The 13,696-nt window shown below is 63.8% G+C and carries 13 protein-coding genes; 8 read left to right on the top strand and 5 right to left on the bottom strand.

Going from position 1 to position 13,696, the window contains the following annotated elements; translation table 11 throughout:
* Window positions 1–111 precede the first annotated feature (111 nt).
* Window positions 112–900 (top strand): SDR family NAD(P)-dependent oxidoreductase, encoded by a 789-nt coding sequence (locus tag FHS75_RS01560; protein ID WP_179405965.1) that lies wholly within the window; start codon window positions 112–114, stop codon window positions 898–900.
* Window positions 901–928: 28 nt separating this feature from the next.
* Here FHS75_RS01560 and FHS75_RS01555 read toward each other — a convergent pair whose 3' ends face one another.
* Window positions 929–1,702 (bottom strand): SDR family NAD(P)-dependent oxidoreductase, encoded by a 774-nt coding sequence (locus FHS75_RS01555; protein WP_179405964.1) that lies wholly within the window; start codon window positions 1,700–1,702, stop codon window positions 929–931.
* A 111-nt stretch (window positions 1,703–1,813) separates the two neighbouring features.
* Between FHS75_RS01555 and FHS75_RS01550 the strand changes: the two genes are divergently transcribed.
* The gene (locus tag FHS75_RS01550) at window positions 1,814–2,332 is read left to right on the top strand and encodes a VOC family protein (protein WP_179405963.1); all 519 of its coding nucleotides are present in this window, start codon (window positions 1,814–1,816) and stop codon (window positions 2,330–2,332) included.
* Between the two features lie 17 nt (window positions 2,333–2,349).
* On the opposite strand, the gene FHS75_RS01545 is transcribed toward FHS75_RS01550, so the two are convergent.
* The gene (locus FHS75_RS01545; RefSeq protein WP_179405962.1) at window positions 2,350–3,672 is read right to left on the bottom strand and encodes an aromatic ring-hydroxylating oxygenase subunit alpha; all 1,323 of its coding nucleotides are present in this window, start codon (window positions 3,670–3,672) and stop codon (window positions 2,350–2,352) included.
* Window positions 3,673–3,777: 105 nt separating this feature from the next.
* Here FHS75_RS01545 and FHS75_RS01540 point away from each other — a divergent pair, with 105 nt between their 5' ends.
* Window positions 3,778–5,187, top strand: coding sequence for a phosphotransferase family protein (locus FHS75_RS01540; RefSeq protein WP_179405961.1), 1,410 nt, complete (start codon window positions 3,778–3,780; stop codon window positions 5,185–5,187).
* Window positions 5,188–5,193: 6 nt separating this feature from the next.
* On the opposite strand, the gene FHS75_RS01535 is transcribed toward FHS75_RS01540, so the two are convergent.
* A complete protein-coding gene (locus FHS75_RS01535) occupies window positions 5,194–5,961 on the bottom strand; it encodes an SDR family NAD(P)-dependent oxidoreductase (RefSeq protein ID WP_179405960.1) in 768 nt (255 codons plus the stop codon).
* An 83-nt stretch (window positions 5,962–6,044) separates the two neighbouring features.
* On the opposite strand from FHS75_RS01535, the gene FHS75_RS01530 reads away from it, so the two are divergent.
* Window positions 6,045–6,839, top strand: a complete 795-nt coding sequence (locus FHS75_RS01530) for a ThuA domain-containing protein (RefSeq protein ID WP_179405959.1) — start codon at window positions 6,045–6,047, stop codon at window positions 6,837–6,839.
* A gap of 3 nt (window positions 6,840–6,842) precedes the next feature.
* Here the strand turns inward: FHS75_RS01530 and FHS75_RS01525 are convergent, their stop codons facing one another.
* On the bottom strand, window positions 6,843–7,937 hold the full coding sequence (locus FHS75_RS01525) for a Gfo/Idh/MocA family protein (RefSeq protein ID WP_179405958.1): 1,095 nt from the start codon (window positions 7,935–7,937) through the stop codon (window positions 6,843–6,845).
* Between the two features lie 139 nt (window positions 7,938–8,076).
* Here FHS75_RS01525 and FHS75_RS01520 point away from each other — a divergent pair, with 139 nt between their 5' ends.
* Both FHS75_RS01520 and FHS75_RS01515 read left to right on the top strand, forming a co-directional pair.
* Complete coding sequence (locus FHS75_RS01520; RefSeq protein WP_179405957.1) at window positions 8,077–8,499, top strand: nuclear transport factor 2 family protein; 423 nt, start codon at window positions 8,077–8,079, stop codon at window positions 8,497–8,499.
* Window positions 8,500–8,509: 10 nt separating this feature from the next.
* Entirely contained in the window at window positions 8,510–9,364 is an 855-nt protein-coding gene (locus FHS75_RS01515; RefSeq protein WP_179405956.1) for an enoyl-CoA hydratase-related protein, read from the top strand.
* A 129-nt stretch (window positions 9,365–9,493) separates the two neighbouring features.
* Here the strand turns inward: FHS75_RS01515 and FHS75_RS01510 are convergent, their stop codons facing one another.
* A complete protein-coding gene (locus tag FHS75_RS01510) occupies window positions 9,494–12,073 on the bottom strand; it encodes a TonB-dependent receptor (RefSeq protein WP_179405955.1) in 2,580 nt (859 codons plus the stop codon).
* A gap of 282 nt (window positions 12,074–12,355) precedes the next feature.
* Here FHS75_RS01510 and FHS75_RS01505 point away from each other — a divergent pair, with 282 nt between their 5' ends.
* Both FHS75_RS01505 and FHS75_RS01500 read left to right on the top strand, forming a co-directional pair.
* Window positions 12,356–13,357 (top strand): DUF7064 domain-containing protein, encoded by a 1,002-nt coding sequence (locus FHS75_RS01505; protein ID WP_179405954.1) that lies wholly within the window; start codon window positions 12,356–12,358, stop codon window positions 13,355–13,357.
* Between the two features lie 29 nt (window positions 13,358–13,386).
* Window positions 13,387–13,695, top strand: a complete 309-nt coding sequence (locus FHS75_RS01500) for a DUF1330 domain-containing protein (RefSeq protein WP_179405953.1) — start codon at window positions 13,387–13,389, stop codon at window positions 13,693–13,695.
* Window position 13,696: the final 1 nt, after the last annotated feature.

Raw genomic sequence — 13,696 nt, 5'->3', positions numbered from 1 at the left:
AAGGCCTTCCAGCATAGGAAATAGAGCAATTCGGCGCAAACGCTTTGCCCGCGCCTTCCCCGACTTTTCGATTCGCCCTTTTCCCAGCGAAACAACAACCGAGGAAGCAAAATGACAGGAAAGCTCGAAGGACGCATCGCCGTAGTCACCGGCGCCGCTCGCGGTCAGGGTGAAGCCACCGCGCGCATATTCGCCGAGGCCGGCGCGCGCGTCGTGCTCGCCGACGTGCTCGAGGAGGACGGCCGCAAAGCCGCCGGGCGGATCGGCGATGGCGCCATGTTCCGCAAGCTCGACGTCTCCGACGAGGGCAGCTGGAACGCACTGCTGGAAGCCACGCGCACCGAGTGGGGCACGCCGGACATCCTGATCAACAACGCCGGCATCGTTCATCCGGTCGATGCCCTCAATCTGGAAAAAGCCGATTTCGAGCGGGTGCTCGGCATCAACCTGATCGGCTCCTGGCTGGGCATAAAGGTTCTCGCCCCCGGCATGATCGAGAAGGGCAAGGGCGCGATCGTCAATATCTGCTCGTCGTCGGCCCTGATCGGGATGAACGGGCTGACCGCCTATGCCTCGAGCAAGTGGGCGCTGCGCGGGCTGACCAAGAACGTCGCCATGGAGCTTGGCTACCGGGGCGTTCGCGTCAACGCCATCTTCCCGGGCGGCATCAACACGCCGATGGGCAACATCACCGAGGAGCCCGCCGAGGAGCTCAACAAGTACTATGTCGGGCAGACGATCCAGCGCATCGGCGAGCCCGAGGAGGTCGCCCGCACGAGCCTGTTCCTGTGCAGCGACGATGCATCGTACCTGGCGGGCGCCGAGATCGCCGTCGATGGCGGCCAGACGCTCGGCCCTTACACGCCATTCCTGCCCGGCGCGCCCAACTCGGTGGTCTGAGGAAGGCGATGCCCTCCGGACGGCGCGGTCAGACGTTGCTGATCGCGCCGTCGACGAAGTACTCGCCGCCGGAAATGTAGGAGGCCGCATCGGAAACGAGGAACGCGACGAGCGTGCCCGTTTCCTCGGGCCTTCCCATGCGGCCCATCGGAATGGCCCTGACCACTGCTTCGCGAACCGACGGAGGCGCTTCGGCGAGGCCCGAACGCACCATCTCGGTATCGTGCGCGCCCGGATGCACCGAATTCACGCGGATCCCGTCTCCCCCGAGCGTGGCGGCGACGACCTTCGTCAGGTTTGCGACCGCAGCCTTGGTCGACGAGTAGATCGTCGTCGAGGGCACGACCTTTCGCGTGGAGTTCGAGGATATGTTGACGATCGACCCGCCGCCCACGCTGCGCATGTGCGGGATGACCTTTTGCATGCCGATGAAGGTGCCGACGACATTGACGTCGAGAATGCGGCGGAACTGGTCCTCCGTCGCGGTCTCGATCGTCTCGACGAAGTTGATGCCCGCGTTGTTGACGAGGCAGTCGATCCGCCCGAACTCGGAGATCGTGGCGGCCACCGCATCGTCCCATTCGGTCGCATTGCTGACATCGTGCCTGCGAAAGCCGGCCGAATGGCCTTCCTCGCGGAGGTCGGCGGTAGTGGCCTCGCCTTCGTCCGCAAGGACATCGGTGAGCATCACCGCCGCCCCGTTTTCGGCGAGCGCCCAGGCAATGCCAGCCCCCAAACCCCGCGCCGCCCCGGTCACGATCGCCACCTTGCCGGTAAGGTCCGGGCTGTTGGTCCTCCGCATCGAAATCTCTCCCTCCACAAACGCGCACGTTTATCGCGCCGAAAAAGGTTGCTAGCATATCTTCTCCGGCCGAACAGGGCCTGCTGCATTCACGGGAAGAGGATTCGAGAGATGAGCGAGACAGGCGTACTGAACCAGATGGCCTTCGTGGTGCCGAACATCGAGGAAGCGATCGACTTCTGGACCGGGACCATGGGCGTCGGACCGTTCTTCGTGTTTCCCGACCTCCATGCCGAGCGCGCCGACTATCGCGGGCAGGACCTGATCTACAAGTTCGGCGCGGCCATCGCCTATTCGGGCGATCTCAACGTCGAGCTGATCGAGCCGCGCGGCCCTTCGATCTTCGACGACTTCCTCAAGGCGGGCGGCAAGGGCGTTCATCACACCTGCCGTTTTGTCGACGACATGGAAAGCGCCCAGGCCGAACTGGAGGCCAGAGGCGGCAAGCGAATTCAGGGCGCTACTTTCGGGCCGGGGTCCGAAATCGCCTACTTCGACATGACCGGCGACGAATCGGTCATCCTGGAACTCGCGCAGCTTCCGCCCGAATCGCAGGGGCTGTTCGAAGCCGTGAAGGCAGCGGGCGCGAACTGGGACGGCAAGACCAAGACGATGTCGCTTGCCATGTAGGCGCGATGGCCCGCGCCTTAGGCAGCTTCGCGCGCGCCCCTGGGAGCCGGGCGATACCCGTCGATATAACGGTCGATCATGTCGTGGTACTGCGCCACGCGGCGTTCCTGCCTGGCAAGAATCGCACCACGATAGCCTCTCGACCGCATGCCTTCCTGCTGCCCGGCCATGACCCAGGCATCGCCGTCGAGCACGACGCCGAGGCTTTTTTCGCCGAACTCGATGACCTCGCGCTTCGCCTCGGTGATCGCGCCTTCACCGCCCGCCGTGACGAGGTTGATGTGCGAACTGGAGGCGCCGAACAGGTAGTACCAGCAATCGAAGACGCATTTCTCCGGGTCCGTGCGGTCCGGCAGGGAACGCAGGAACAACATCCCGTCGGCATTGAGCGACGTCGCGAAGTTCGGAAACACCGTGTAGTGGAACACGTCGGTCAGCTGGTCGTCGCTCAACCTGTCGTAGTGTGAAAGGCCGCGTTCGGGGGCGAGTTTGCGCTTTTGCGCCTGCACTGCCTTGCGCGCGTCCTTTTCGCGACCGAGGAAATCGGCCGGGTCGAGGTCCCATGCCTTGAGGTCGGCCTCGATCGGCTTGGTCATGCGCGGCTTGCTTTCGGGCAGGCGATCCGCCGGCAGGCAGCAATGCGTCTGGCCGAGGGCGTGCCCGTTGTCGAACAGCGTCAGCGGCGTTTGGCTGTAGTGATCCTCTGCATACTCAATGCCCTCGGGATGCGCGGTGGGGAGATGGTAGGTCTCGTGGAAGTTGTCCATCAGGAGCTTCCAGTTGCACGGCATCTTCACCGACATCGCCTGAACGCGGACCATCTTTTCCAGCGGGTATGCCTGCCACTCGTCCCAGATCTGACCGAGCGAATCCTTGAGCGGCGCGCAATCCGGGTCCATGTTGATCCATACGAACCCGGCGAAGACATCGCATTCGACCTCGACCAGCGAAGCATGCGGGCACGGGTCGCCGCCGGCGAAATCCTCGGGGTCCTGCGCATAGCTGCACGTCCCGTCGATCTCGAACCGCCATGAGTGATAGGCGCAGGTAAAGGACGGCATGGAGCCTTCGGGCTCGTGGACCAGCTTGTTGCCGCGATGCTGGCAGACGTTGTAGAACGCCTTGATCGAGCCGTCCTTCTGGCGGACAATCAGGATCGATTCGCGGCCGATCTCCTCGACCATGAAGTCGCCGTCTTCGGGGATGTCGTCGGCGCGGATGGTGAGCAGCCACGTCTTGGTCCAGACGTTTTCCCACTCCGCCTCCATGAACTCGCGCGAGGTATAGCGCTCGCCGCCGAGCGGGCGCGCCATGCCCTGCGTTACGTTGCCATCCTGCATCGAAGCGTCTCCCAAAGCTGTCGCACATAGGACCATTGTCCTCTATCATCGATTGTATACTAGGTTACTATCTCCGGCAAACCGGAATCGGGAGGGAACGGGTAGATGGGCATTTCGCAGTATCTCTGGTCGACCGCGCGCGATTTACGCGCCAACGTGATGCCCAGGATCGAGGACGGTACGGCCCGCGAAAAGCTGCACAACGGCCTCCGTCTGCTCACCTGGGTCGCCAACGCACTGGAAGAAGCGGCTCCGGACGGTAGCGTGCCGCCGGGTCCCGGTAAGATGGTCGCGGATACCGACCGGCTTTCGGGCCCGGCCGAGAACGCCGCCGCCTGGCGGACGAGCGGCACCGCCATCGCCGAGGCCGCGAAGAGCATTTCCGCAACGGATAGCGCAACCGCACTGGAGCAGCATGCCGACGTGATCGAATGGGAGAAGGCGGCGCTCGACCAGGTCGTCGCCCGCGTGGATGCGATCGAGTACGGAGACCTGCCTTCCGACAGCCTGACCGGCGCCGAAATCGATCGCGATCGCTTGCAGGACTACCTGCGCGAGCGCTGCGGCAATCCAGGCCTGACGATCGCCTCGTTCACTCCGGTCCATGGCGGCCGGTCGCGGCAGACCGCGCTTTTCTCGGTTGAAGGGGCATCCACCATGCCTGCGGACATGGTCGTTCAGCGCGGCCTTCCCGGTGGCGGAGGCGGCGGCGGTTTCGTCAAGGAAGACGTGCAGTTCGACCTGATGAAACTGCTGTACGATGCCGGCGTGCGCGTGCCCGAACCTGTGCTGATCGAGAACGACGAGAGCCACCTCGGCGCGCCTTTCCTGCTGACCGCGCGTGCGTCCGGCTCCTGCGCCGAACCCGATTTCTGGCTGGTGCCCGACGATCCCTCGCTGGTCAGCGACCTCGCCCGCGAGATGGCCCTGCTCCACAGCCAGCCGATCGCGACAATCGAAGCGCGCCTTCCCCAGTCGCGCCAGCGCTACGACGTGGAGGGCTGGCGAGAGGAACTGGAAACGTTCGCCCGACAGTGGGATGAAATGGCGCACTGGCCGTCGGTCACGATGTCCGCCGCCATCGCCTGGATGCGCGCCAACGTCGATTGTCTCGAGGATCGACGCACCCTCGTTCACAACGATTTTCTCTTTCACAACATCATGGCCGATGGCGGCCGAATCACCGCCGTGCTTGACTGGGAAATGACCAGCATCGGCCATCCGGGCGAGGATCTCGGCTATGCCTATCCGCAGATCAGCCGCTGCGGCGACTGGTCGACGTTCCTCGACGCCTATCGCACGGCGGGCGGCCCCTTCATCTCGCAGCGACAGATCGACTATTTCGCGCTGCGTGCCGGTCTGCGGCTGATGATCCTGGTGATGCGCGGCGGCCGCGATGCCTTCGAGAAGGGACTGGCCGACGGCGTCCTTCCCGCGACCGCCGGCGCGCATTTCTCGCAGCGCCTGCTCCACAGGATCGCGACCATCCTGGCCGACGTCAGGGCACGGGGCTAGCCGCTCTCATTCCGGCATCGGCATCTCGTCGATCCTTGGCGCGCGCGTCATCTGGTTGCCGCCGCTCACGGGGATATTGAGCCCGGTCACGAAGGCAGGGCCGGAAAGCCAGAGCACCACGTCGGCGTAGTCCGCCGGCTCGCCGATCCGGCCGAGCGGGACCTCGCGGGCGAATACCTCTTCCATGCCGGGCACGGCCCAGAGTTCGCTCGCCATGTCGCTGCGGATGGGTCCCGGAAGCACCGAGTTCACCCGGATTCCACGCTTCCCGTATTCCGTCGCCGCGTACATGACGAGGCAATCCATCGCCGCCTTGGCGCACGCGTAGGGAAAGAAATCGTGGACGGGCTGCTGGGCCGAGGACGACGAGATAAGGACGATCGATCCGTGATCGTTCATGATCCGCCCCATCTCGCGGATGAAAAAGACGTTGCCGATGTAATTGACGTCGAGCGCGGACTGCACGTCCCCTAGCGTCGCATCGTCAATCGAGGTCTGGACGGGAAGCCCGGCGGCATTGACCGCGATGTCCACCGCGCCGTAGCGATCCCTCACCGCGCTTGCCAGCGCGACGACATCGTCCTCGGCGGCGACGTCGCACGTCACCGCCGTGCCGCCGATCTCTTCTGCCAGAACTTCCAGCTTTTCGCGCGAACGGGCGGCTGCGACCACCGTTGCGCCTTCCTTCGCAAGGCGCTGCGCGATCGCCCATCCCGTACCGCCTGGGGCGGAGCACCCCACGACCACCGCCACCTTGCCCATTAGTTCTGCCATCGCATCTCACCCCTTGCCGGATATCGTTTGCTACCGCACTGTATCGCCCACGACGCGCAGATCAAACGGGAGGTTGAGTACGCATGACCGGAAGAGCAGACGTCCACCTGATCGTCCGTGCCGAATATCACGACGCCGACTTCGTGCGCCGCGAGCTTCTTGCGCTTCTTGCCGAGGACACGCGGGTTCGCGTGCGATGTGACAGCGACTGGGGCAATGCGGATGCACTGGGCGACGCGCGCATGCTCGTCACGTATACGAGCAACGTCTTCCCGAACGACCGCCAGCGGGTCGATCTTGAACGGTTCCTTCGGAACGGCGGGCGCTGGCTAGCGATCCACGGCAGCGCCGCGCATACCGAATTCAAGCCGCCCGAAGTCGACATTGGCGGCATTCGCCTTCCCGGCCTCACCGATACGCCCGACCGACAACCCGAATACATGGACCTCCTGGGATGCCGGTTCGTCTCGCACCTCGCGCAGCAGGAGATCGAACTGAAGCCCGTCAGCGAGCACCCGCTCGTTGCCGGGCTTTCACCCTTCTCGGTCGTCGACGAGCCCTACATCCTCGAGATGCGCGGCGAGTGCGAAGTGCTGTTGGAATCGCGGTTCACCGGCGAGGCACCCGGCTACGTCGAAGGCCCCTGGCTCGAGGACCTGCCACGGCCGCAAATGCTGCTGCACAGGGTCGGCAAGGGCGAAGTCGTCTACCTCGCCCCAGGCCACGCCTGCGGTCCGTACGACCTGCGCCCCTTCATCGACCAAATGCCGGTCCAGCATGGTCCATGGACGAACCCGGCGTTCCGCGAAGTTCTTTCGCGCGCGGTACGCTGGGGCATCCGGGCGGACGAATTCGCGGAGGCGGGCGAAGCCGCCTGAGCGTCAGACCGTCCGTCGCTCTCCGGCAGCGGCGGACTTCTCGATCGCGTCAAGCAGCTTGTGACGGATCACCGCATCGTCGAAGGTCGGACATTCGGACGTGCCTTCGCGAATGTCGGAAGCGAGCAGAGCATAGGCCTGCGCCACGTTCTGGGCGAAATCCTCGAGTTTTGGCGTCCAGCGATACTTGTCGGGAACCTCGAGCGGGGCGACCGCCTGATCTTCTCCCCTTCCCCCGCTGATCGTCATCGGGAACATCTGCGCGTGACCGGCGATGCCCGAGATCACGATGTCGCCCTCGGTCCCGTTGATTTCGAGCAGCATGTTCGTACCCCGCGAAACACCACCGCGATAATGGATCGCGCCTACCGCGCCGCTCGCGAAAGTCGCGTTGACGATGACCTGATCCTCGGCAGTCAGTTTCAGCGGCGTGTTGTCGGGCACGAGCACGGCGTCGGTCCGCCGATTCGCGAGCAGCGCTCCGACTTCGGAAATCTCGCCCAGGCAATAGCACACGGCATCGAGCGTGTGGCCGACCGGGATCGACAGCATGGTCGCGCCGTTGGCCTTGTCGAACGTGTAGGCGTTGGGCTGGTCGACTGCCGGCCCCCAGTTCATCCCCGAGCCGATCAGCGTGACCGAGAGCACCTCGCCGACGTACCCTTCGTCGACGAGGTCCTTGAGATACCGAAAGATGGGCGCAGAGCGAGCCTGCATGCCAACTGCCGCGGTGACGCCCTTTTTCCTCGCCAGCTCCGCCATGCGCTCCGCTTCCTCCAGCCCGTTGCCGAGTGGCCATTCGCAATAGACGTGCTTCCCGGCCTCGATCGCCGCAGTCACGAGTTCGAGGTGGTGGGGCACCTTCACCGTCACCACCACGAGATCGACCGCCGGATCGTTCACGAGGTCGTCGTGGTTGTCATACGCGGAAGCCACGCCGAACTCCTCGGCTGCGGCTTGCGCGCTTTCCATCCGCGTCGTGCTCAGCGCCACGATGTCGTAGTCGGGAAGCGCGCGCAGCGCCGGAATGTGCGAGATCGCGGCCCAGCTTCGTCCCGGCGCGACGCCGATAATTCCCACCCCGATCTTGTCCGCCACTGCATCTCTCCTGTTACCCGTATCGCAGACGGGCCCGTTCGGCCCGAAATCTCGTCTGGCTGTGTAATTCGTAAGCTTGCATACCGCAACGCGTTACCGCTACCCAATGTGTCAGCGGATGCATGAGGAAAAAGATCAGATGAGCGAAGTCGAAAAGAACAAGGCAACGGTTCTCCGGTTCCTGGACCTTGCGGAAGCGGGCGAGGATATCTTTCCGCTCCTGTCAGAGGAGGTCGAATGGTTCGTCCCGGGAAGCTGGGAACTTGCCGGGACTTATCGCAAGGACGAACTGGCCGACGTATTCGGCCTTGTCCTGAGCGACCTGACGCACCCGCCGGTCTTCACGATCCATTCGGTCACCGCCGAGGACAACCGCGTTGCCGTACACGCCCGGAGCCGCTCGACGTTCAAGGACGGAGAGGCTTTCGAAAGCACGTACCATTTCCTCTTCCACCTCGATTCCGGCAAGATCACCAGGGTCTTCGAATACAACGATACCGATTACATGAGCCGCCTGGTGAAACGCCGCTTTCCGAAGGGCCTGGGACAGCGCGCCGGTTGAGGAACTGCCGATGACGAATCCCGAGCACTTTGCCTACGAGGTGACCGAGCGGATCGCCACGATCACGTTCGACCGCGCGGACAAGATGAACGCCTTCACGCGCAGGATGGGCGAGGACTTCATCTCGCTCATCGACCGCGCCGAAGCCGACGAGGAGGTTCGTTGCATCGTCGTCACTGGCAATGGCCGCGTGTTCTGCGCGGGGGCAGACCTTTCGGCGTCCAAAAGCTCCTTCACCGGCGGCACCGGACAGGACGAGATCGAGTTCCGCGATTTCGGCGGCGTGATCGCGCTCCGCCTGTTCGATTGCCTCAAGCCGGTCATCGCCGCGTACAACGGGCCTGCCGCCGGCATGGGTGTGACGATGATGCTGGCCGCCGACATCCGCCTCGCCTCGACCACCGCGAAGTTCGTGCTGCCCTTCGTGCGCAGGGGCATCGCGAATGAATCGTGCTGCAGCTGGTTCCTGCCGAAAATCGTTGGTGTATCGAAGGCGCTCGAATGGATCCTGACAGGGCAAAGCGTCTCGGCTCGAGAGGCTCTGGAGAGCGGCCTCGTGCGTTCGTTGCACGAGCCTGCCGATGTCCTGCCCGCTGCACGCGCCATCGCGACGACGATAGCTCAGAACACGGCCCCGGTGTCCGTAGCGCTTTCTCGCCAGATGCTCTGGAAAATGTCGGGCTGCGAGACGCCGCATGAGGCGCACCGGATCGAGAGCATGGGCATCCACTCGCGTTCGCAGTCCGATGACGTGAAGGAAGGCGTCGCCAGTTTCATGGAGAGGCGCGACCCGGACTTTCCCGAGACGGTTCCTGCGAACCTTCCGGACTTCTTCCCGTGGTGGGACGCCGAAGCCGACCGCTGACCCGCCGCGTTCGACGACCAGCAGGGCAATCCGAACGGCAGTGGCCGAGCGAAAGGGGGCGGAAAGCTCTCGCTCCCCGCCCCCCCGGAAATCGGCAGGAGACCGAACCGGCCGGTCCGGTCTTCCCGATCAATTGCCGCCGAAGCGGTAGGACAGCCGCAGCATGACCTCGCGGCCACGGCTGATCGACCCGAAGCGGTCGAGCAGGGTGCCGGTGCCGGTCGGATCGAATGCGAACGGCACGAGGCTGCTGGCGACGATGTAGTACTTGTCGGTGAGGTTCCGCCCGATCACCGCAAGCTCCCACGTATCGTCGATGTCGGAAATCCGCGCGGTCGCGTTGAGCAGCGTATAGCCGCTCTGGCGACCGTTCGGCGCCGACGAACCGTCGGTCAGGTAGCTGCTGACGTAATTGACGTTGCCGTTGAGGCCGAATTCCATCGCGCCGCCAACGGGAGTGTTGAAGTCGAAGCCGCCTGACAGGTTCCAGTCGGGCGCGCGCACCAGCTCGCTGTTCGAAAGGTCCTGGATGCCGCCGACGCAGCCGGTGGCCTCGTTCTGACCGCCGTAGCACGGAGCGCCGGGGTAGGAGAGGTACTTGCCGTCGTTGTAGGCCGCAGCGCCGTTGATCGAGAGGCCTTCGAGCGGAGTATCGTAGTTGAAATCGAACTCGATGCCCTGCACCCGCGATTTCGCGGCATTCCGGATCGAGTTGGTCGCATTGAACACGACCGTCACCTGCTGGTCGTCGATGTCGTAGCGGTATGCCGCCAGGTTCACCCGCAGCGCGCGGTCGAGCAGGTTGGCCTTCAGGCCGGCTTCGAAGCCCTTGATCGTCTGCGGATCGTAGCTGAGGTCGAGGTCGCCGTCGGGCTCGTTGAAAGTCACCGAAGCCGAGTTGAAGCCGCCCGACAAGAAGCCGTGCTTGTACGATGCAAACAGGGTCAGGTCGTCGCTCGGACGGTAGCTGATCGTGACTTCCGGCGAGAAGTCGGTCCAGCTGTCCTTGCGGCGGACCAGCGTGCTGAGCGGGTAATCGAAGCCGTCGCCCATCTGCGCCAGCTCGTCCGCGGTGAGAATGACGTACCCTTCATCGAAGAACGGCGTGCCCGGAATAATGCCATCGGACAATCCGCCGCCGGAAAGCACGACCGGAAGCCGCTTCTTTTCCTTCGAGTAGCGACCGCCAACCTCGATCGAGACGGTCTCGACCGGCTCGAAGCTGACCTGGAGGTAAGCCGAGTAAGCCTTGGCCTTCTGCTCGAAGAAGTAGTTGTTCACCAACGCGGGCGAGGTCGGCCCGCCGAAGCCCGGTGCAATCAGATCGAAGTTGCCGCCGAACAGGTATGTGATCGACCCGGTCGTAGCGTCGGTGCTTGCGTAATAGAGGCCGCCAGAGATGTTCAGCGGGCCATCGAAATCGGTCAGGAAGCGCAGTTCCTGGCTGATTTCCTCGTAGTCGAGCACATTGCAGCTCGGCAGGATGACAGTCGCGTCGTTCTCGTAGTTCTGGCACTGGTCGAGCGAGACGTCGTAGTAGCCGGTGACCGACGTAAGGGTCACGTCGCCGATCCGATAGTTCATTTCCAGCCCGGTCAGGAACTGGGTCTGGTTCTGGAAGTTCGATCCATCGTCACGGAACAGGCTGATGTCGCCACCGATTCCGCTCAGGAACGTACCGTAGCCGGCGTTAGAGTTCGCGCCGTCGCTCGCCGAACACTGGTCGATCGTTCCACCGAGGAAGTTCGAGAAGCGCTGACCGTAGGGGCAGCTCGTGAACGCGGTCGTCGCGGCCGGGCCATTGCCCGACAGCTCGCCGTAGTTGACCTTCAGCCGTGCGTCGAAATCGCCGCCATCGTCGTAGCGGAGCGTACCGCGAAGCGCCCAGTCGCGCATGTTGGGGTTGCGGCTTCCGTCGTAATACGGCGAGTCCGTGGGCGTGAGGTCCCTCACATCGCCCTTCATGTCCGAGAAGACACCGGCGAGCCGGACGCCGAGCGCGTCGGAAATAGGGCCGGATACATAGCCTTCGACGCGCACCTGGTCGGCGTTGAATTCGTAGCCCGCCGAAATCTTGGCTTCGAGTACGTCGGTCGGATCGGCGGTACGGATGTTGATGATGCCCGCCGGGCTGTTCTTTCCAAAGAACAGGGCTTGCGGGCCCTTCAGCACCTCGACCTGCGCGATGTCGAAGTCGCTCATGCGACGTACCATGGCCTTGGCGATGTTGACGCCGTCGATGTTGAAAGCGACCGCCGAACTGCCGAACGGGTTCTGGTCGGGACCGGAAACGCCGCGGATCGCGATGTTGCCGCCCTCGACCGAGCCGCCCTGGTTGCCGATCAGCAGCTGCGGCGTGATCCGCGCGATGCCGTCGAGGTTGGTGATGCCCTGCGCCGCAAGCTGCTCGCCGCCGACTGCCGTCACCACGACGGGAACCGAGATCAGTGTCTCGTCGCGCTTACGGGCGGTAACGATGATCTCGTCGCCCGCCGCCAGTCGCACCGAGCGCCGGTCCTCGACCACCGTCTGCGTATTGGAATTGGGATAGGACGAAGCGTCGCGCTGGCGATCGTCATCGACCGGAGCTGTCGAGGTGCTGTCCGTCGACGGGATATCGAGACCCTCGGACGTGGTTTGCGCGGAGGCCTGACCTCCGGCGATCGAAACGGCAACTGCAGCCAGGCTCACCGCCCGCAAAATTCGCATTGATTCCCTCCCATATCGACATCGAAATGCCCGTCGGCACACCCTGGCCCATTCGCCGATGTCGATCCTCAATTCGACATTCGAGGCCGGATTGCCTTTTACCGGTTCGCGCGTTGCTGCACCGGTAACCCCAGCAATATATGGTAAGCTCGCGTACGTCTAGCATTTTCGTACGCCAGGCCGGCACTCGTCCACGAGCATTCGCGATTGATCGCTCCGATGACGTAGTCTAGCGTACGATCACGCCGGCAGACGCGAAAAATTTTTTGGGAGTAGTGCCTGATGTCCGACACCGACTGGAACAGCAATCTTGGTGGCGGCTTCGGCCGGCACGAGCCCGGCGACGAGTTCTACCACGGCACCGGGCCGAATGGTGATACCCTCACTGAGACGTGGTTCTGGAACTTCCATGTCCCGGAAGCGGGGATAAATTGCTTCGCCTATTGCTGGGTTCATCCGAACCTCGACGTCGTTTCGGGCGGCGCCATGATCTACAAGGGGATCAAGCCCGGCCACCTGGCCTGCGAGGTTTTCGACTACCGCGACTACATGGGAATGGACGTCGTCGGTGACGGCAGCAGGATCGCCTATCCGAACGGCTTCTCGGTCACCGTCGAGGAGCCGCTGCAGAAGTTGCGCATGCAGTTCGACGATCCGTCGCGCGACAGCAGCTTCGATCTGGTCTGCGATGCGGTGGATGTGCCGATCATGCGCGCCAACAACCGCCACTTCGAACAGCTGATGCATGTAACCGGCTCGCTCCGCCTGCGCGGCGAGGAGCACAGGGTCGACTGCTTCGCCGTGCGCGATCGCAGCTGGGGCGAACTGCGCCCGGAAACCAATGCGCCGGTGCCGCCCTACACCTGGGTGACCGGAGCGTTCGGGGCCGACTTTGCGTTCAATGTCGGATCGCATGACGATCCTTCCCGCGATCCCGAATGGATGGGCGTGATGGACGTGCCGCAGCGCATCTTCAACGATGGCTGGGTGCTCGTCGGCAAGGACCAGCGCCGCATCGCCAAATCGAGCAAGCTGACGCGCCGTACCGGCGACCGGAACGCTCCGGTCTCGCACCACTACTCTTTCGAAGACGACAAGGGCGACACCTACGATATCGAGGGCAAGCTGATCGCGCAGATGGAATGGGGCGGGTGGTCCAACGCCACCTGTCACCTCGGCCTCGTCGAATGGTCGTGGAACGGCAAGACCGGGTACGGCGAAAGCCAGGAAGTCAGCTGGAACGAATACAGCTACCGGATGCATCAGGACCGACTGCGCGGCTGAGCGAACGGACCTGCAGGAGAGCCACGTACATGCCAGCCTACATGATCGTCACCATTGATTACACCGACCCTGTCTGGGTCGAGGCCTATCGCCGCGAGGTGCCGAAGATGATCGAGCGCGCGGGCGGGCGTTACCTCGCCCTGTCGCGTGCGCCGATCCAGCTCGAGGGCGAGCACCCGGTGCCGCAGACGGTCGCGATCGTCGAGTATCCCTCGATCGAAGCCGCGCAGCAATTCATGGCCTCTGAAGAGTACCGGCCTCATGGGGAAGCGCGGCGCAAGGGCGCGAAGACCACGATCTACCTCGTCGACGACGTCCTGCCCCCGCCGGGCCAGTAGC

The sequence above is a fragment of the Novosphingobium marinum genome (genome assembly GCF_013408095.1).
Taxonomy (GTDB): Bacteria; Pseudomonadota; Alphaproteobacteria; order Sphingomonadales; family Sphingomonadaceae; genus Novosphingobium; species Novosphingobium marinum.
This window is presented reverse-complemented; position numbering and strand designations above follow the sequence as displayed.

Bases quoted from the DNA above. Each gene is read 5' to 3' on its own strand.
- FHS75_RS01560 (WP_179405965.1), top strand. From the start codon at position 112: ATGACAGGAAAGCTCGAAGGACGCATCGCCGTAGTCACCGGCGCCGCT.
- FHS75_RS01555 (WP_179405964.1), bottom strand. From the start codon at position 1,702: ATGCGGAGGACCAACAGCCCGGACCTTACCGGCAAGGTGGCGATCGTG.
- FHS75_RS01550 (WP_179405963.1), top strand. From the start codon at position 1,814: ATGAGCGAGACAGGCGTACTGAACCAGATGGCCTTCGTGGTGCCGAAC.
- FHS75_RS01545 (WP_179405962.1), bottom strand. From the start codon at position 3,672: ATGCAGGATGGCAACGTAACGCAGGGCATGGCGCGCCCGCTCGGCGGC.
- FHS75_RS01540 (WP_179405961.1), top strand. From the start codon at position 3,778: ATGGGCATTTCGCAGTATCTCTGGTCGACCGCGCGCGATTTACGCGCC.
- FHS75_RS01535 (WP_179405960.1), bottom strand. From the start codon at position 5,961: ATGGCAGAACTAATGGGCAAGGTGGCGGTGGTCGTGGGGTGCTCCGCC.
- FHS75_RS01530 (WP_179405959.1), top strand. From the start codon at position 6,045: ATGACCGGAAGAGCAGACGTCCACCTGATCGTCCGTGCCGAATATCAC.
- FHS75_RS01520 (WP_179405957.1), top strand. From the start codon at position 8,077: ATGAGCGAAGTCGAAAAGAACAAGGCAACGGTTCTCCGGTTCCTGGAC.
- FHS75_RS01515 (WP_179405956.1), top strand. From the start codon at position 8,510: ATGACGAATCCCGAGCACTTTGCCTACGAGGTGACCGAGCGGATCGCC.
- FHS75_RS01510 (WP_179405955.1), bottom strand. From the start codon at position 12,073: ATGCGAATTTTGCGGGCGGTGAGCCTGGCTGCAGTTGCCGTTTCGATC.
- FHS75_RS01505 (WP_179405954.1), top strand. From the start codon at position 12,356: ATGTCCGACACCGACTGGAACAGCAATCTTGGTGGCGGCTTCGGCCGG.
- FHS75_RS01500 (WP_179405953.1), top strand. From the start codon at position 13,387: ATGCCAGCCTACATGATCGTCACCATTGATTACACCGACCCTGTCTGG.